The sequence below is a fragment of the Hippea maritima DSM 10411 genome, from assembly GCF_000194135.1.
Taxonomy (GTDB): Bacteria; Campylobacterota_A; Desulfurellia; order Desulfurellales; family Hippeaceae; genus Hippea; species Hippea maritima.
In genome coordinates, this window is record NC_015318.1 from 607,753 (window position 1) to 624,184 (window position 16,432).

Sequence of the window (16,432 nt, forward strand, 5' to 3'; positions counted from 1 at the left end):
ATCTAACCTCCTCCAAATAGCGACGCAAAGAAGCGCGCAATGGGATTTTCTTTTACCTTAATACTTTCTTTAAACATGTTGTTTATAAACTTTTTTATGGCTATTGTAAAGTTTGAGTTTGGGTATAGCTGAGCTATTGGTTTTTGTTGTTTAACGGCTAATGGTAGGTTTTTGTCCATAACAGCAAATCCAGCACTTTTAAATTCCTTTTTTAGGAAATTCTTGCATATCTTATTTAGGTTATTGTAAGTATTTTCTGCCTCTTGAGGATTTTTTGCCATATTAATAAATATGCTTATATTGTCTTTTTTGTAGTTTGTTGATGCTATTTTTATTATTGCGTATGCATCAGCTACGGATGTAGGCTCTGGGGTTGCTATTGTGACAATTTCTTCTGCACTTTTTAGAAAGAATGTTACCTTTCTTGATATACCAGCACCTGTATCAATTAAAAGGATATCTGTATCTTTTGTTATTTCAAGCATTTCATCTTTTATTTTAGAAAAGACGGGTTCGTTTATATTTGCTATCTCCTCAACACCGCTACCTGCCGGTATAACATGAAAATTGTCGTTTACCTTTATCATTATGTCTTTCATCTTTTTGCCGTTTTTTATTACATTAATAAGTGAGTATTTGCTTTTTAGTCCAAGTAGAATATCTATATTTGCAAGGCCTAAATCTGCATCAAATACAATAACCTTTTTGCCTATGCTACTTAATAGATATGCTGTATTAGCAACAATATTTGTTTTACCGACACCACCTTTACCGCTTGTGAATGCTATTACCCTGTTTTTTTTCTTGTCTTTGTTTTTTTCATTAACCATCTTTCTTAATTTCTCAGCTTGATCAGCCATTTTTTACCTCTCCTTTTATTATTAAAGAGGAGATTTTTAGAGGTTGAGCCTCCATTATATCATCTGGTACATCTTGCCCAAATGACACATATGATACAGGTTTTTTTAGTTTTACAACAAGATTTAGCATGCTGCCTGGAGTTTTTGTTTCATCTACCTTTGTAAATATTAAATCGTCTATAGGTAAAATCCCAAAGCGCTTGTGTATGTTGAGACAGTCTTCTTCCTTTGTATTGACCGCCATTACAAGTGATAGGTGTAGCCTGTCTTCATTTTTGAATATACCGAATAACTCATTTAGACGTTTTATATCCTGAGGGCTCCTGCCTACTGTATCTACCAAAACGACGTTCATATCCTTAAGTTCTTCTAATGCATTTTTAAAATCCTCTTTGGTTATGCTTACTATAGCCGGTATGTCCATTATCTTTGCATAATTTAGAAGTTGATCCACAGCTCCTATGCGATATGTATCTGTGGTGATTATACCGACCTTTTTGTCCTGTTTTAGTTTGTAAATTGCCGCTAATTTGGCCAGGGTTGTGGTTTTACCGACACCTGTAGGGCCGAGTAGAACTATATTTTTCTTTTTTGGTTTACTTTGTTTGAAGAATTGCGATATAACTATAGAAAGGTATTCTTTTACGTATTCCTCGTCGTTGAGTTTGGATTTGTTTATGTTTCTATAAAGTCCTAAAGCTATTTTGTAGGCATATTTTTTCTTTATCCCCAGATCGCACATGTAGGTGAAATATTTATTCATTCCTAATGGGATTTTTGATATATCTACCTCTTCTGTTTTCTTTACATAATTTATCGCTGTTTTTAAGTCATTTATGTCATTTTTAATGTCCCCCACGAGTTTTTCTATACTTTCTTTTCCAGCGGATAGTATTAGCTGTTCTAACTTTTTTATCCTTTCCTCTAATTTATCCGCCTCATTTTCTTTTTTGGTTGGAATATCCGAACCCGTATATTTTTTTACAACGTTTTTAAAGTTTTTTTCTTGTTTTGGAGGTTTTTCATCTATTGCAGCTGTAACCTCATATACTTCTTTTTTAAAGAACGAAAAGAAAGAGCCCTGTTTTACCTTTTTGTAGGATAAAATAACGGCATCTTCCCCTAAGTCCTCCTTTATCTTTTTTATCGCATCTGGCATTGTAGGGGCTCTGTATGTTTTTACTATCATAACTCTATACTACTAATACTTTTTATCTGAATACCTTCAGCTATTTCTGCATATGAGATAACAGGTACCCTCGGGAAGAACCTCTCGATGAAACCTTTAAAGTATCTTCTTATTTTGGGTGATGTCAAGATAATTGGTTCTATACCGTTTTCCACAGCGTTAGAAATGGCCTCTTGTGTTTTTTCAAGTAGTTTTTCGGATATATTTGGTGGCAAATCAAGATATGTCATGCCACCTTGTTCCTTTATATTTGCGTTGATTATACCATCTACGTTGCTTCCTAAAGTTATTACATTTATAGTGTTGTTTTCATCTTTGTATTTGTTGGTAATGTGTTTAGCCAGTGCAGCTCTTACATATTCTGTTAAAATTTCTGGGTCTTTTGTGTATGCTGCATAATCTGAGAGTGTCTCAGCTATTGTTATCATATCCCTCACGGGTATGCCCTCATTAAGCAGGTTTTTCAATATTTTATGAATTACACCAAGCGATAGTTGAGATGTAAGTTCTTCGATGATTTTAGGATAATCGCCTTTTATAGAATCTAAAAGTTTGCTTGCATCTTGCCTTGTGAATATCTCTGAGATATGGCTTTTTACCAACTCTGTTAAGTGTGTTATGATTACTGTTATAGGATCTACTACTGTGTAACCCTTTACGATGGCCGAGCTTTTGTCCTTTGCATCTATCCATATAGCATCAAGTCCGAAGGCAGGTTCTTTTGTAGGTATGCCTTCAATGTCTTTGCTACCTCCAGGCTTCATTGCAAGGAATTTATCTGGATAAACGCTATACCTTGCAACTTCAACTCCTTTTATCAGAAATACATATTCGTTTCTGTCTAAATTTAAGTCGTCTCTAATTCTAATTGAGGGTATTATGACACCAAGTTCTGTGGCTATCTGTTTTCTCATTAATTTGATGCGCTTTATTAATCCGCCGCCATTCTGTTCTTCAACAAAACTTATCAGGCCGTATCCGATCTTTAGTTCAAGTAGGTCAACCTTTATTGCCTCCTCTATAGATTCTACAGTAATCTCCTCCTCTGGCTCTTCAGCTTTTGCTTGCTCTACTTCCTCTTCTGCTTCCCTTTTCTTCTTTGTTGAGGATATAGAGTAGGCTATACCTGAGAGCACAGCAGCCAGTATTAGAAGATGAAATGTAGGCATGCCCGGCACAAACGCCATTATTGCAAGAACTATGGCTGCTATGTATAGGGTTTGGTATTGGTTGATGAGTTGATTGACTATATTAGTTGAAAGATTAGCTTCTTCTGAGCTTCTGGTTATTATTATGCCTGCTGCTGTGGATACAGTTAGAGCTGGTAGTTGGCTTACAAGACCATCTCCAATTGTTAAAACAGTATATCTACTCGCTGCAGCCGATAGGCTCATGTGATGTTGCAGAACACCTATTATAATGCCACCTATAATGTTGATTGCTGTAATCAGAAGGCCAGCTATGGCATCACCCCTTACGAATTTACTGGCACCGTCCATTGCGCCGTAAAAATCGGCCTGGCGAGCTATTTCGTCCCTTCTTCTCCTTGCTTCTTTTTCGTCTATAAGTCCTGCATTTAGGTCTGCGTCTATACTCATCTGTTTGCCAGGCATTGCATCAAGTGTGAACCTTGCTGCAACCTCTGCGACCCTGCCGGCTCCCTTGGTTATAACAACGAAGTTTATAATTACAAGGATTATAAATACTATTAAACCCACTACATAGTTGCCTCCAACAACAAAATAACCAAATGTTTCTATCATTTTACCTGCAGCTTCTGGTGATTGACTTCCATGCAAAAGTATCGCTCTTGTAGTTGCTACATTTAGAGAGAGTCTGAACAGCGTTACGGCAAGTAGTATTGAGGGAAATGTTGAAAAATCGAGCGGTTTTTGGACATAAACGCTTATAAAAAATATAAGTAGAGCTAAAGCAAATGAGGTCGAAACAAGGAAATCTATTAAGAAACCGGGCAAAGGTATAACCAAAACGGCAAATACAATTACTACTGTTAATACTACACTGAAATCGCTGAGTTTTATACTCTTTAGATTCAATTCCTTATCCATATCATAATTATTATAACTAACTTAGATTATTTTTTCCAATAACTTTGCTTTATTGTATAGGTAGGTTTAGTTTGCATTCCTGCTGAGAGGTATATGCGTTTACGCCGTATGAGAAGATATAACTTACAATAACCGAAGCAGTTAGGGGTATTATTAAGTCTGTTTGGCTTATCTCAAGCACCAGCACTATAGCTGCCAAAGGTGTTTTGGCAGTAGCGGCTAAAAAAGCTGCCATTCCGCTTAGGCTAAACAGTACGATGTTCTCATTAAATAAACCACCAAAAAGGTTGCCTAAAATGGCTCCCATTATTAGGCTTGGAAGAATCAAACCGCCAGAAATCCCAAAACCTATAGTTAGAGGAATTATAGACATCATAAGCAAAAGGTATTTTAGTGATTGATATATGCTTAAATGTATAACCGATATGTTAGTTAGAGCTTGATAATTGACGCTTGCATTTAGAAGGTCTAATTTGTCATGACTTAATAGAATTACAAGTAATGGTAGTGCCAAAATTACACCAACAATAGGTCTAAAAACTGGAGCTATAAATGATGAGATGCAATTTGCAAAGTGAAACGAGCTTATAAAGATGTATGTTGCTAAAGCTATAACAAGCCCAAGAAGCATGAGCATAGGTATGCTGTGTATACTCCATGCTGTCGATACGCCGCTTAAATTCATTAAGCTATGTTTTCCCCTTAGAAACGAAAAAACCAAATAACTAAAGACCGATGCTATGAGTACCTGTGGAAATGATTCATACTCCATGTCTGACACATAAGCTATCTCTAAGGCAAATATGGCCCCGCCTAACGGAGCTTTAAGCAGAGCTGATGTGAAAGCTCCAGCACCTATTAGCGCTATTTTTCTACTATATCCCTCTTTTAATTTTATTGTTTTGGATAGATACAATGAGATGGATGATCCTATAAAAAAAGATGGACCTTCTCTTCCTGCTGTAAATACACCTGAGAGTGCTAAAACACTTATGATAAACTTTTTTATGAGAGATTTAAACGAAACAGGTTTCTCCATATGATTTAGTACATAATTTATCCCGGGTCCTGCTATTGTTGCATCGTTTTTTATATATAATCCTGTAATCATAGCGACCAAGACAGCAAATGTTGCCACGAAAAGAGGTTTGTTTGGTATAGTTGTATTTATGAGTAGAACAAAATAGTCGAACAAGCTTGCAATTAACCCTACAATAATACCGCATATGGCAGAGAATGGTATCCATTTTAATATATAAGCTGCTATTTCTATCCAGTTGAAATGCGTACATTTTATGGATTCTTTGCAGTTTTCAATGGCGTCTTTTGGCTTTATTCGAGACATATGTTTTAACCAAAACATCCCCTACGGAGATGATTACAGGACCAAGTATTATTCCTATAGGACCAAAAACTACTATAGAACCCAATATGCCAAAGAACAAAACCATTGAGTGTATGTTTATTTTGCTGCTTATGATGATGGGTCTGAAGTAGTTATCCACAGTTCCTATGGCAAGGCTTCCCCATGCTAATATAAATGCTCCTTTTATGTATGCGCCGCTTATAAGTAGATAAATTGCTGCAGGAATCCAAATAACGGCTGTTCCTACTAATGGAACAAATGAAAACATGGCAATAAGAAACATCCATAAAAAAAAGGCATTCAACCCCACAATAAGAAATCCAATAGCACCTATGATACCTTGAATAAAGGCTGTTAAAACCCCGCCTAACACCGTGGCATTTATGCTATCGCGTATGGATTTTAGTATTTTATAGAAACTTTCCTTGTCGTCTATAATAGATGATATATAGTTTAAAAAATCATCAGCATCGCGAATGAGATAGAATGCTATGATAAAGGAAAATAAAAATTCAGCGGCAATTGTGTATGTTTGTGAAAAGATAGCGCCTACATTTTTTGTAATCAATACGCCTGTGTTTTTTATAAGACTAAACAAAGCATCATCTAACTTGTCGATGTAGGGTGCAAATATCTTGAGTTTTGAGAAGTTTTGAATCTTAACTATTATTGTGTTGAATGAACTTTTTATGTTTTCTATGTTTCCCATGAATTTCTCAGATTCATCAACCATAATATAAACACCCAATGTTATTGGCAGGGCTATGATTATGAGCACAATTAGTATTGTTAAAAGAGATGCAATATTTTTACTGCTTATCTTTTTGCTGAGTCGCTCAAATAGAGGGTAAAAAACTATGGCTATGGTAACACCCCACACCAAGGACTTCCAGAAAGGAAGCATTATAGCCGTAAAGGCTATAGCGATGATTACAAGAAAAAGTCCAATAAATGCAGATCTCATATCCAATGATAAACCTTGGAATAGATTTTTGCAAATGCAGGCCTTGAGTAAATTTTAAGTCTCTTTTTGAACCATCTTGGATCTGCTCTAACTTCTACTCTGGGGAGCAGATAAGGGTATGTGTTTTTCTCAACAAGGCCTACATTAAGCGTTAAACCTGCCTTGTAGCCTGAGTTTTGAAGTTCATAGATTACATCCGCATCGTAGTGTCCCCATGGATAGCAGAAAAAATCTACTTTTTTACCCAAATTTTCCTCTAATTTTTGTTTTGATAGCTGCAATTCCCTTTTTATACGTTCCTCTTTGTCCTTTTGTGTATCGTAGTTGATGTCCAAACCATGTTTTTTTATGTAGGATTTTGCCATCTTCCTTAAAATAGACTTTGCATCTCTTCTTCTAAAAAAAAGTACCCCACCAGAATTTTTTACAAAATCCGCAAGATAATCTCTTAAAGCTAAATCATCCTTCATGCATAGAGTGGTACACTCCCATTTTTTTTGATAAATTGGCACGCCTAAACGTCTGTCGTTTGTAAGTTCTAAAAACCATTCGTAGGAGTTGTCTGAGTTGAAAGTGTGTATTTTAGGACAACAAAAACAGGCCTTGTGGTTTAATGAATGGCTTCCAACTTCAAATACACCACTTTGTTGCATATCAATTAACTCATCCCAGCTTACAAAGTGGGATTTTTCTATTAATTTATTGACCTGGTTTGCTATGTTCATACCAACAAGCTCATCATAGGTTGCTCTTTTTATGCCTTCGGATACCTTATTTGCAACAACGAATATAGTGGCAAAGAAACCGTATTTTTTGAGTATAGGATATGCGTAGATGTAGTTATCGGCATAGCCATCGTCGAAGGTTATATGAACGGTTTTTTCTGGCAGTGGTTTATTTTGAGATAGATAATCGTGTATTTCGCTGAGCTTTATAGGTCTAAAGCCTGACTCTTTTAGGGCTTTCAGGTTTTCTTCAAATGTATCTGGGTCTATTCTTTGACCATAGTTAATGCTGTGATAACAAAGAATTAGACTTCCCATTCAGTCGTTATCCCCATCAAGTAATCTTCCCAGTCCGCCTAAAATTGAGCCTTCTCCTTTCTGAGATCCACCTGCTACTGGTGCATTCTCTATTATCCTGTCTGCCAATCTTGAAAACGGTAAGCTTTGAAGGTAAACGGTTCCATAGCCTTGAAGGGTGGCTAAAAACAGCCCTTCTCCTCCAAAAAACATTGACTTCAGTCCTTTTACCATCTCTATTGAATAGTCGATTGACTCATCAAACGCCACAATACATCCTGTATCAACCCTTAGTTTCTCACCATTTAGCTGTTTTTTTATTACTGTACCACCAGCATGAATAAATACCATACCATCACCCGAAAGCCTTTCTAAGATAAAACCTTCGCCACCAAATAGGCCTGTACCAAAGCGTTTAGTGAAAGCTATATCTATACTTGTGCCATATGCAGCACATAGAAACGCATCCTTTTGACATAAAAGATCACCCTGAAGTTTTCCCATATCAACGGGAATTATTTTTCCGGGATAAGGTGCTGAGAATGCCACTTTTCTTTTTTTTGAATCCCTGTTTGTAAAGTGTGTCAAAAATAGAGATTCTTGGGCCAACATCCTTTTCCCAGCCTTAAACAGTTTACCTAAGAGTCCGCTGTCTGCATCTGAGCCATCACCCAATTTTGCCTCAAAGGTTATGCCCTCTTCCATGTAATTCATTGCTCCTGCTTCTGCTATTACCGTTTCATTTGGGTCTAATTCAACTTCGACTATCTGCATATCGTCGCCCAATATTTCATAATCAACTTCATGGCACCTCATAGCTACCTCCTTTTTAAAAAAGGTTATTATTTTTTGACAAAGAGGTCAACTTTTAATAGGCTTTTTAGCGGTTTGGGAGGTTTGAGTTGATAGGTACGCCAGAGCTCATAGTTATTGCCGTAATAGCGCTTTTTATAGTAGGACCAAAGAGATTGCCAGAGATCTTGAGGGGTATGGCGTATCTATATAAAAATATAACTAAAGCTATGGATGAACTTAAAAAAGAGCTTGAAGAGGATTTAGAGGAAATAAATGAGGTAAACCCAAAAAAACAGATTGAAAAGAAATGGGAAGAGTTTTTGAAGGATGAAGAAGAGGATAAAAAAAGACCCAAATAATATGACCCTGCTTGAGCATATAGAAGAACTAAGGATAAGACTTCTATGGATAGTAGGGGGTATTTTAGTTGCCTTAGTTGGTATGTTCTCTTACTCGCAGAAGGTTATAGAGATTGCCGTAAAGCCATTAAAAGATGCCCTACCTGCGGGTAGTAAGATTATATTTACCGGTGTTACAGAGGCATTCTGGGTTAGAGTTGAGGCTGCTTTAGTTGCTGCAATTATAGTTAGTATCCCATTTACATTTTATCAGATTTGGCTATTTATAAAACCGGGACTAAAGGAAAATGAAAGAAAATTTGCAATACCTTTCGTTTTTGTTTTTAGCGTGTTGTTTGTAGGTGGTGCAATGTTTGCCTATTGGGTGGTTTTGCCGCTCGGATTTAAGTTTTTGCTTAAGTATGGTGGAAAGGACCTATCAGCGATGCCCAGCATAAAACAGTATATGTCTCTATTTTTAAAGATGATAACATCGTTTGGCCTTGTGTTTGAACTGCCCATAATTTCATTTATACTTGCCCGTATGGGTGTGATAAACGGTAAAGATTTACTTAAAAAATTCGATTATGCCTTGCTTGTTATATTCTTTGTTGCAGCTATTCTAACACCCCCGGATGTGTTTACCCAGTTTCTGATGGCCGCACCTTTGACACTTCTTTATATTTTGAGTATTATCATAGCGTATGTATTTTCAACAAAAGATAATACTTGATTTAATAGCCTTTATCTTTGGCTTGATTATAGGTAGTTTTTTAAATGTATGTATATACAGGATACCTTTGGGTAAATCTATTGTTTGGCCGGCATCGTTTTGTCCAAACTGTAAGCAGAAGATAAGATGGCATGATAATATACCGGTTGTGAGTTTTATTCTGCTTAAAGGCAGATGCAGGTATTGTAAATCGAAGATATCACCTATCTATCCTGTTGTTGAGCTTTTAACTGGTCTTTTGACGCTTTTTGTGTTTATGAGATTTGGTTTGAGTCTTGATGGGGTGTTTTATCTTGTTTTTGTGTATAGCCTTATAGTTGCAAGTTTTGTTGACCTTAAGCATTACATAATACCGGATAGGATAAGCTTGGGCTTGATTGCCGTTGGATTGGTTTTTGGTTATATAAGGGGTGATTTTTTGGGCTCACTCTATGGTTTTTTAGCTGGTTTCTTTGGCCTTTATATAATGGCTATTATAGGAAGCTGGGTTTTTAAGAAAGAGGCTATGGGAGGTGGCGATATAAAGCTTTTGGGTGGGATAGGTGCTTTTCTTGGTATAAAAGGCGTTTTATTTTCACTGTTTTCTGCGTCCTTATTTGGTAGTTTTGTTGGGATTGCTCTTATTCTATTTGGCAAGAAATCCTATGCGGATAAATTGCAGTTTGGGCCTTATCTTTCAGTTGGGGCTGTTCTTTATATATTTATAGGCAAACAGTTAATATTCTATCTTTACGGTTGGTGATATGCTAAAAAAGCTTGACAGATATATATTAAAAAGTCTTATTGTTTCGTTTGTTATCTCATTTTTTGTTATAGCAGTGGTTATGCTGATAGGCGACCTTGTTAAACTTTACGATCTTTTATTTGGTAAAGGTTCAAGTTTTATTGTTTTGCTAAAAATTTTGGGTTATACGGTAGTTTTTTTGCTTGCTTTTATTGTTCCTATGGCTTTGACTATAGCTATAAACTATGTCTATTCGGATTTATCAAACAATTCTGAAATTACAGCTATACGCAGTTGCGGTATTTCTCTTTTTAGAGTTTACTTCCCAGCTTTTCTGTTTAGCGTTGCTGTTTTTGTATTTTTATTCTACAGTATAGCCTTTGTTGCGCCAAAGGCAAGACTATCATATAGGGTTGAGATTGCCAAAACATTCAGAAATAAGGTGTATGCTGCATTAAAACCCAACATGTTTTACGATAAGGTTGATGGTGTTATGTGGATAAAAAATCTCTCACCGGATAAAAAGCATCTAAAAGATGTATTCTTTGCTCAAAAGGGTAAAATTTTTTTAGCTAAGAAAGGCGATTTTAAAGATATACCTTCTGGAATTTTGGCTGAATTCTTTAATGTAAAGATGTACAGTCCTTCAAAAAGCGGTTTTGAGTATGGTAGTTTTGATAGATATGAGTTGGCCTTTTTGACAGGTAGAGGATATTTTAAACCCAATAAAAACAATACCAGATTTATGAGCTTTGGAGAAGTTGTTAATTACTATTCAAAGAGTAAAAGCAAGGATGCTCTATATAGGATAAACAAGATTGTATCTATGTCTATGAGTGTTTTTGCCCTTTCTTTAATTGCCTTTAGCTTTGGCATAACCTTTTCTCGAAGTGGTAAAAGTGCAGGTATCGTGGCGAGCTTATTTCTCTTTTTTATGTTCTACATAATATTAATGCTAAGCGAATCACTATGCGATGCTACAGGTAATCCTTATTTTATCTATCTTCCTAATGTGGTTGCGTTTGTTTTTGGCTCTTATATCTTCTATAAAAAGGTAAAAATGTAGCAAAGAGTACGATTAAGTAGTCGAAAAGCCAACCAAACCTATCGTATACGGTTTTCGTGTATAGTGGAATATTTAGCTGTGTTGTTAGAACCCCTATCTTGTCAGTTGGTAGTTGGTTTAAGATTTTACCATCTGGAGCCACTATAAAACTCAAACCGGTATTTGCAATTCTTATGAGCATTGTTTTATTTTCTACTGCCCTGTATATGTCACTTCTTGGAAACAAGTAGAATGTCGGTGTTTTGTCAAACCATGCATCATTTGTAAATACGGTCAATATATCAATACCAGAGGTTTTATATAATCTTGAAATAGACGGGTAGTTTTCTTCATAGCACACCATTGGGCCTATATTTACCCCTTTTGTTTTAAAAATAACATTCTTTTTGCCTTCTGTTAGGTTGTAGTTTTCCATCTTAAGAATGGCTGAGAATGGCATGAATTCTGCAAATGGTACAAGTTTCTGTTTATTGTAATAGTTTAGTTGGTTTTTTGAATATAATACTACAGAGTTGTAATATTTTTCCTTATCCTTTATTACAGCACCAAAAATAAGGGAAAAGCTGTTTGAATGTATAAGGTTTTCTATTTTTTTTGAGTATATTTTGCTGAAAAGATAGGGATAGGCGGATTCAGGCCAAAATACTACATCACTTTTTAATCCCTTGCTTAAAGATAAGTATATGTTTAAATTTCTGCTTAGCAGGTTGTTCTCCCACTTTTCATCTTGAGGTATATTTCCCTGCACCAAAGATATAGAAATATGTTTAAATGATATGGGTTTTGTGGTTGGTATAAGTATAGATAAAAAAATCGCTCCAGCTAAAACGGCAGATTTTTTAAACTCTTTTTTTAAAAGATATAATAGTGCTAAGTTTAAGTAAAGTATTTTCAAATCCACAAACATAGAGCCAAATATTGATGCATCTTTGATAAAAAAGGGTAAGTTGTATGTAAATATGTTTAGGTTTCCAAGGGGTAATCCATAAAGTGCTTTGTTTTTTAAAACCTCAAATGCTACAAACAGGATTGGAAAAATCAATAGATTTGATTTGATCTTTTTAAACACATAAGCACTGCTTGCAAGATAGAATAAATGGTAAATTGACAAACCAATTACAAGCAGTAGCGCAAAGATGGCGTTTAAGCCGTAATATACATGTGTGCTTTTATATATTCCGCTGTAGATAAATGCCAAAAATGGCAAAAATGTAAATATAGTTGATTTTATCGGCCTTTTTTCTAAAAAGTACAAAAATGGAATAAAAGCAATAAAACTTAGCCACGAGAAGAAAAAAGCCGCAATAAGCGGTAATGATGCGAGATATATTGTTTTATTGTATAGTTTGTCCAGCATTAAACTTATATCCAGCCAGAAAAGCCTCAATGGGCATAGCTTTTTTTGACTGAGGCTGAATAGTTTTTATTGATATAGCGTCTTCTTTGCAGCCAATTATAAGTTCCTTTTTTGATGCTTTTATCACCTGAGCAGGTTTTGTTATATCAGTTTTTATTAGTTGAGCCTCGAATATTTTGAACATTTTGCCTTCTAAATAGAAATAGGCTGTTGGCCACACATAGAAAGCTTTAATCTTGTTTATGATCTGCTGGGCTGTTTCGTTTTTAAAGTCAATTTGGCCATCCTCTTTTTTTATAATTTTTGTGTATGTTGCTAGGTTTTCATCCTGAACTTTGGGCTTTAAATTATCTATATTTTCTAAAGCGCATAGTATCATCTTTGAGCCGATTTGAGATAGTCTATCGTGGAGAGTTTTATAGTTATCTTCTGGATAAATTTTTTCAATCCATTGCATATAGATATCACCCGCATCCATTCTATCTATCACGTCAATTAGGGAAACACCTGTGTAGTCATCACCGTTTAATAGGGCGTAATTTATGGGTGATGGCCCCCTGTACTTAGGTAGGATAGAGGGGTGAATGTTAATAGATTTTTTTAGATTAGGGAGTTGCAAAATGTCATTGGGTATAAACTTACCGTATGATACCACAACAAACACGTCTGCATTAAATTCCTTTATTTTGTTTATAGTTTCCTCTGTTTTTAGCTTTTCTGGCTGAAACACTTCCAATCCATACTCCAAGGCCACTTCTTTTGTTGGTGGTTGTAGAAGTTTTTTTCCTCTTTTGCCTTTAGCATCAGGTGTACTTATCAAACCTACAACGTCAAATTGCTTTGATTTTATGAGCGCCTCAAGTGGTTCTTTAGCAAATTCGCTTGTACCAAAAAACAGCACCCTCATTTTTTTTCTTCCTTTTGCCTTTTTTTCCACTGCTTTTTGAAGAATTCCTTTCTCGTTGGAGGTAGATGGTCTATGAATAGTTTTCCATTTAGATGGTCTATCTCATGTTGAATCACAACACTTAGAAATTCATCCGTCTCAAGGATTTGCTCATTCTCGTTTCTGTCTAAATATTTTACCTTTATCCATTTTTTTCTATCTTTTACAACGTCGTAATATCCAGGAACACTTAAACAACCCTCTTCATGTTCTTCGAATATACCTTCTGATGCTATAATAACAGGATTTATTAGTTCAATGGGCTGATTTTTTCCATCGGGTCTTAGGTCTATCACCACTAATTTCTCTTGAAGACCTACCTGTTCTGCAGCCAGGCCTATGCCGTTGAATTTATACATCGTCTCTCTCATTTGATTGAGTAAATCTACAATTCTATCATCTATTTTTTCAACATCTTTTGCTTTTTTTCTTAAAATTCCATCCGGATAAACCCTTACTTCCATTTCTTACCTCCTGTTAAATGATAGGATTTATCCGCCCAAAAATCAAGAACTCTTAAGTGTCTCATAAATAAATCCAAGTGTTCTTTTGGATATGGATTTTCTCATGAAATTTATGTTTCCCATATATCTTAGGGTTTGTGTTATCTCATCAGAGTTTATACGCAGATGCAAATCAAACTCATTACCAACTAAATTGCAGGGGCAGGCTACTATATCGGCTTTCTCAAAAGCGTCGTCAATTCTTATGTTTGCATCGCTTACAAAACTTCCTATGAATGGCGCTTTATCAAACATTAAAAGTGCTAAATATCCAGCTGTTATACTTTCTAAGAATGCTATTGTTAAATCTTCTTTCTCAAGTTCTTCAGATAAAACATCTTCTATGGTTTGGTTTTTTGTTGAATATAGCTTATACCCGAATTTTTCAAAGAGGTTTTTCTTTAGATCTTCGAGGATATCTTTATCCTCAGAGAGCGTTCTTATGGCAAGTTCTCCCTCCATTGCGTTTAGTATAATTTTTATATTTTGAGTATTTGTTCTCTTTAAAAACTCATCGGCGTCTGACTCTGGCACTCCTATTAGTTTAAAATCGCATCTGTATAGTTTTATTGGTTTTATTATCTCTTTTATGTTTTTAATGGCATAGTTTTCAAACATAGGCTTCATTTCACTTGGAACGCCTGGCATGCATATAAAATAAGATTGGTTGCATTTTAAAAAGATACCAGCTGCTGTCCCGTTGTGGTTAGGAAGGATTTTAGCCCCTTCAGGCAGATAAGCTTGTCTTGTGTGGCTTGTTTTTAGCTTTACGCCTTTGGCTTTTACCTTGCTGAGTATGTCAAAGTATACACTTTTGTTTAATTTTAGTCTTTTTTTACATGCCTTTGATACGGCTTGCGTTGTTTTATCATCAAATGTTGGCCCAAGCCCACCGGTTGTTATAATGATTGCCTCTTTTCTCATCAGTTGGCTAAGAAGTTGCTCTAATTCATTTAGGCTATCTCCTACTGCAAATATGCCAGAAACACTAAACCCTTCTTCTTTTAATCTTCTTGCCAAATAGTTTGAATTTGTGTCTAATATCGAGCCCTCTAAGATCTCATTGCCTATGGATACTATGAATATTTCCATTTTATCACCCTATAATCAATAGTTTTAAAGCGAAAACTAACAATAGAGCTAAAACCACATACCGTATAAATTTATCTCCCTTTTTTACAGATAAAGATATAGCCATTTTTGCACCGACTATGCTACCAGCACCAAGCAGTAGGCCAATAAGAAAATTTACTTGATGAGAAAAAATGAATAATGGCAGCACTATTATTGTATATAGGGTTATTATAAAGACCTTTATGGCATTTGCCTCGACCATATTAAAGCCCCCCCAAAGCGAGGCTGCAATTATAAAAAACCCAACACCTGCTTGAATAAAACCGCCATATATACCTATAAGGAAGAATGAAACAAGTATAAATACCCATTTTTTAGATGAGTAGTTTCTGTTTTTTGAAAATTTATTGGGATTGTAAATAGTTACAAGGCTTATTAAAACCATGAAGATGGCTATTGTTTTCTTTAATATTTCATTTGGTATATGAATAGCTATATAGCTTCCAAGTATGGCGCCAATTATTGCTGGTGCAGAGACTATAAGAGCGAATTTAAGTTTAAGTATGTTGAGTTTGTAGAATTTTGTCGATGCGAAAATATTCTGAAGTAGAATACCAACCCTATTTGTTCCATTGGCTATATTTGGTGGTAGTCCAATAGCTATTAGAAAGGCAAGCGTTAAGAATGACCCACCACCTGCAAGTACATTTATAAGTCCAACTATACAGCCTATAGTAAAAATTAAAACCGCATGCAAGAGGTCCATAAAACTATTTTATCAGTTGGTGTGGCTTATGCAACAAAAATTGACAATACAAGCGGCTATATGTTAGGCTTTGGCGTAGAATTTTTGTTATGGAGGAGTTTTGATGGTTGAGAGTTTAACTACACAGGAGTTTAAAGAGAAGATCTTTAACTACGAGGTCAACAAGGATTGGAAGTATGAGGGTGACCTGCCTTGTATAATTGATTTTTATGCAGACTGGTGCGGTCCTTGTAAAATGGTTGAGCCAATTTTGGAAGAGCTTGCCAAGGAATATGATGGAAAGGTAAGGTTTTATAGGATCAACACAGATAATGAGCAAGAGCTTGCTGCTGTATTTGGAATAAGGAGCATCCCATCTTTGTTATTTATTCCAAAGGATGAGCAACCCCAGATGGCTGTTGGTGCTATTCCAAAAGAAGCTTTCAAGCAGGCTATCAAAGAGGTTTTGAAGGTAGAAGACTAAAATTGGGAGAGCTTAAGCTCTCCTTTTTGACTCTATAAGAGCTCTTGGATTGCTAATTTCCTCTTTTTAATTTTAATCGGGTTTTTTATAGTAAATAGATATAATTTTCTTCAATATGAATTCTTTATTTTTATTACTTTTTAATTTAGATTAAAATTTTGGATTAAAGAATTAAAAGGCAAACAGATTTAAGATGT

The 16,432-nt window shown here is 35.4% G+C and carries 18 protein-coding genes; 6 read left to right on the forward strand and 12 right to left on the reverse strand.

Going from position 1 to position 16,432, the window contains the following annotated elements; all coding sequences use genetic code 11:
* Positions 1 to 2: 2 nt before the first annotated feature.
* The 7 genes from HIPMA_RS03100 to HIPMA_RS03130 are packed head-to-tail and all read right to left on the reverse strand — an operon-like array spanning position 3 to position 8,286.
* On the reverse strand, positions 3 to 860 hold the full coding sequence (locus tag HIPMA_RS03100) for a MinD/ParA family protein (RefSeq protein ID WP_013681612.1): 858 nt from the start codon (positions 858 to 860) through the stop codon (positions 3 to 5).
* Entirely contained in the window at positions 853 to 2,049 is a 1,197-nt protein-coding gene (gene flhF, locus HIPMA_RS03105) for a flagellar biosynthesis GTPase FlhF (RefSeq protein WP_013681613.1), read from the reverse strand. Before flhF ends, HIPMA_RS03100 begins: the two co-directional genes overlap by 8 nt.
* A complete protein-coding gene (flhA, locus tag HIPMA_RS03110; RefSeq protein ID WP_013681614.1) occupies positions 2,046 to 4,118 on the reverse strand; it encodes a flagellar biosynthesis protein FlhA in 2,073 nt (690 codons plus the stop codon). Before flhA ends, flhF begins: the two co-directional genes overlap by 4 nt.
* Positions 4,119 to 4,167: 49 nt before the next feature.
* Positions 4,168 to 5,481, reverse strand: coding sequence for a chloride channel protein (locus tag HIPMA_RS03115; protein WP_083809749.1), 1,314 nt, complete (start codon positions 5,479 to 5,481; stop codon positions 4,168 to 4,170).
* Complete coding sequence (locus HIPMA_RS03120; protein WP_013681616.1) at positions 5,432 to 6,448, reverse strand: AI-2E family transporter; 1,017 nt, start codon at positions 6,446 to 6,448, stop codon at positions 5,432 to 5,434. The genes HIPMA_RS03115 and HIPMA_RS03120 overlap by 50 nt, the downstream gene beginning before the upstream one ends.
* Positions 6,445 to 7,491, reverse strand: a complete 1,047-nt coding sequence (locus tag HIPMA_RS03125; protein ID WP_013681617.1) for a polysaccharide deacetylase family protein — start codon at positions 7,489 to 7,491, stop codon at positions 6,445 to 6,447. Before HIPMA_RS03125 ends, HIPMA_RS03120 begins: the two co-directional genes overlap by 4 nt.
* Positions 7,492 to 8,286, reverse strand: a complete 795-nt coding sequence (locus tag HIPMA_RS03130) for a TIGR00266 family protein (protein ID WP_013681618.1) — start codon at positions 8,284 to 8,286, stop codon at positions 7,492 to 7,494.
* A gap of 86 nt (positions 8,287 to 8,372) precedes the next feature.
* Here HIPMA_RS03130 and HIPMA_RS03135 point away from each other — a divergent pair, with 86 nt between their 5' ends.
* From HIPMA_RS03135 to HIPMA_RS03150, 4 genes are read left to right on the forward strand one after another with little or no spacing between them, the layout of a single operon-like run.
* The gene (locus HIPMA_RS03135) at positions 8,373 to 8,624 is read left to right on the forward strand and encodes a Sec-independent protein translocase subunit TatA/TatB (RefSeq protein WP_013681619.1); all 252 of its coding nucleotides are present in this window, start codon (positions 8,373 to 8,375) and stop codon (positions 8,622 to 8,624) included.
* On the forward strand, positions 8,593 to 9,336 hold the full coding sequence (gene tatC, locus HIPMA_RS03140) for a twin-arginine translocase subunit TatC (protein ID WP_013681620.1): 744 nt from the start codon (positions 8,593 to 8,595) through the stop codon (positions 9,334 to 9,336). The genes HIPMA_RS03135 and tatC overlap by 32 nt, the downstream gene beginning before the upstream one ends.
* Entirely contained in the window at positions 9,308 to 10,078 is a 771-nt protein-coding gene (locus HIPMA_RS03145) for a prepilin peptidase (protein ID WP_013681621.1), read from the forward strand. Before tatC ends, HIPMA_RS03145 begins: the two co-directional genes overlap by 29 nt.
* Position 10,079: 1 nt before the next feature.
* Entirely contained in the window at positions 10,080 to 11,126 is a 1,047-nt protein-coding gene (locus HIPMA_RS03150; protein ID WP_013681622.1) for an LptF/LptG family permease, read from the forward strand.
* Here HIPMA_RS03150 and lnt read toward each other — a convergent pair.
* From lnt to HIPMA_RS03175, 5 genes are read right to left on the reverse strand one after another with little or no spacing between them, the layout of a single operon-like run.
* Positions 11,068 to 12,483 (reverse strand): apolipoprotein N-acyltransferase, encoded by a 1,416-nt coding sequence (lnt, locus tag HIPMA_RS03155; protein ID WP_013681623.1) that lies wholly within the window; start codon positions 12,481 to 12,483, stop codon positions 11,068 to 11,070. The genes HIPMA_RS03150 and lnt overlap by 59 nt on opposite strands.
* Entirely contained in the window at positions 12,461 to 13,390 is a 930-nt protein-coding gene (gene fmt / locus HIPMA_RS03160) for a methionyl-tRNA formyltransferase (RefSeq protein ID WP_013681624.1), read from the reverse strand. Before fmt ends, lnt begins: the two co-directional genes overlap by 23 nt.
* A complete protein-coding gene (gene def / locus HIPMA_RS03165) occupies positions 13,387 to 13,893 on the reverse strand; it encodes a peptide deformylase (RefSeq protein WP_013681625.1) in 507 nt (168 codons plus the stop codon). The genes fmt and def overlap by 4 nt, the downstream gene beginning before the upstream one ends.
* A 42-nt stretch (positions 13,894 to 13,935) precedes the next feature.
* Complete coding sequence (locus HIPMA_RS03170) at positions 13,936 to 15,024, reverse strand: competence/damage-inducible protein A (protein WP_013681626.1); 1,089 nt, start codon at positions 15,022 to 15,024, stop codon at positions 13,936 to 13,938.
* 4 nt (positions 15,025 to 15,028) lie between these two features.
* On the reverse strand, positions 15,029 to 15,772 hold the full coding sequence (locus HIPMA_RS03175) for a sulfite exporter TauE/SafE family protein (RefSeq protein ID WP_013681627.1): 744 nt from the start codon (positions 15,770 to 15,772) through the stop codon (positions 15,029 to 15,031).
* Between HIPMA_RS03175 and HIPMA_RS09800 the strand changes: the two genes are divergently transcribed.
* On the forward strand, positions 15,758 to 15,883 hold the full coding sequence (locus HIPMA_RS09800) for a hypothetical protein (RefSeq protein WP_280985290.1): 126 nt from the start codon (positions 15,758 to 15,760) through the stop codon (positions 15,881 to 15,883). The two genes, HIPMA_RS03175 and HIPMA_RS09800, sit on opposite strands and share 15 nt — an antisense overlap.
* Positions 15,876 to 16,235, forward strand: a complete 360-nt coding sequence (gene trxA, locus HIPMA_RS03180; RefSeq protein WP_013681628.1) for a thioredoxin — start codon at positions 15,876 to 15,878, stop codon at positions 16,233 to 16,235. Before HIPMA_RS09800 ends, trxA begins: the two co-directional genes overlap by 8 nt.
* The last annotated feature ends 197 nt before the right edge of the window (positions 16,236 to 16,432 follow it).

Coding starts and splice junctions, on each gene's coding strand:
- HIPMA_RS03100 (WP_013681612.1), bottom strand. CDS start 860: ATGGCTGATCAAGCTGAGAAATTAAGAAAGATGGTTAATGAAAAAAAC.
- flhF (WP_013681613.1), bottom strand. CDS start 2,049: ATGATAGTAAAAACATACAGAGCCCCTACAATGCCAGATGCGATAAAA.
- flhA (WP_013681614.1), bottom strand. CDS start 4,118: ATGGATAAGGAATTGAATCTAAAGAGTATAAAACTCAGCGATTTCAGT.
- HIPMA_RS03115 (WP_083809749.1), bottom strand. CDS start 5,481: ATGTTTTGGTTAAAACATATGTCTCGAATAAAGCCAAAAGACGCCATT.
- HIPMA_RS03120 (WP_013681616.1), bottom strand. CDS start 6,448: ATGAGATCTGCATTTATTGGACTTTTTCTTGTAATCATCGCTATAGCC.
- HIPMA_RS03125 (WP_013681617.1), bottom strand. CDS start 7,491: ATGGGAAGTCTAATTCTTTGTTATCACAGCATTAACTATGGTCAAAGA.
- HIPMA_RS03130 (WP_013681618.1), bottom strand. CDS start 8,286: ATGAGGTGCCATGAAGTTGATTATGAAATATTGGGCGACGATATGCAG.
- tatC (WP_013681620.1), top strand. CDS start 8,593: ATGAAGAAGAGGATAAAAAAAGACCCAAATAATATGACCCTGCTTGAG.
- HIPMA_RS03145 (WP_013681621.1), top strand. CDS start 9,308: ATGTATTTTCAACAAAAGATAATACTTGATTTAATAGCCTTTATCTTT.
- HIPMA_RS03150 (WP_013681622.1), top strand. CDS start 10,080: ATGCTAAAAAAGCTTGACAGATATATATTAAAAAGTCTTATTGTTTCG.
- lnt (WP_013681623.1), bottom strand. CDS start 12,483: ATGCTGGACAAACTATACAATAAAACAATATATCTCGCATCATTACCG.
- fmt (WP_013681624.1), bottom strand. CDS start 13,390: ATGAGGGTGCTGTTTTTTGGTACAAGCGAATTTGCTAAAGAACCACTT.
- def (WP_013681625.1), bottom strand. CDS start 13,893: ATGGAAGTAAGGGTTTATCCGGATGGAATTTTAAGAAAAAAAGCAAAA.
- HIPMA_RS03170 (WP_013681626.1), bottom strand. CDS start 15,024: ATGGAAATATTCATAGTATCCATAGGCAATGAGATCTTAGAGGGCTCG.
- HIPMA_RS09800 (WP_280985290.1), top strand. CDS start 15,758: ATGCAAGAGGTCCATAAAACTATTTTATCAGTTGGTGTGGCTTATGCA.
- HIPMA_RS03175 (WP_013681627.1), bottom strand. CDS start 15,772: ATGGACCTCTTGCATGCGGTTTTAATTTTTACTATAGGCTGTATAGTT.
- trxA (WP_013681628.1), top strand. CDS start 15,876: ATGGTTGAGAGTTTAACTACACAGGAGTTTAAAGAGAAGATCTTTAAC.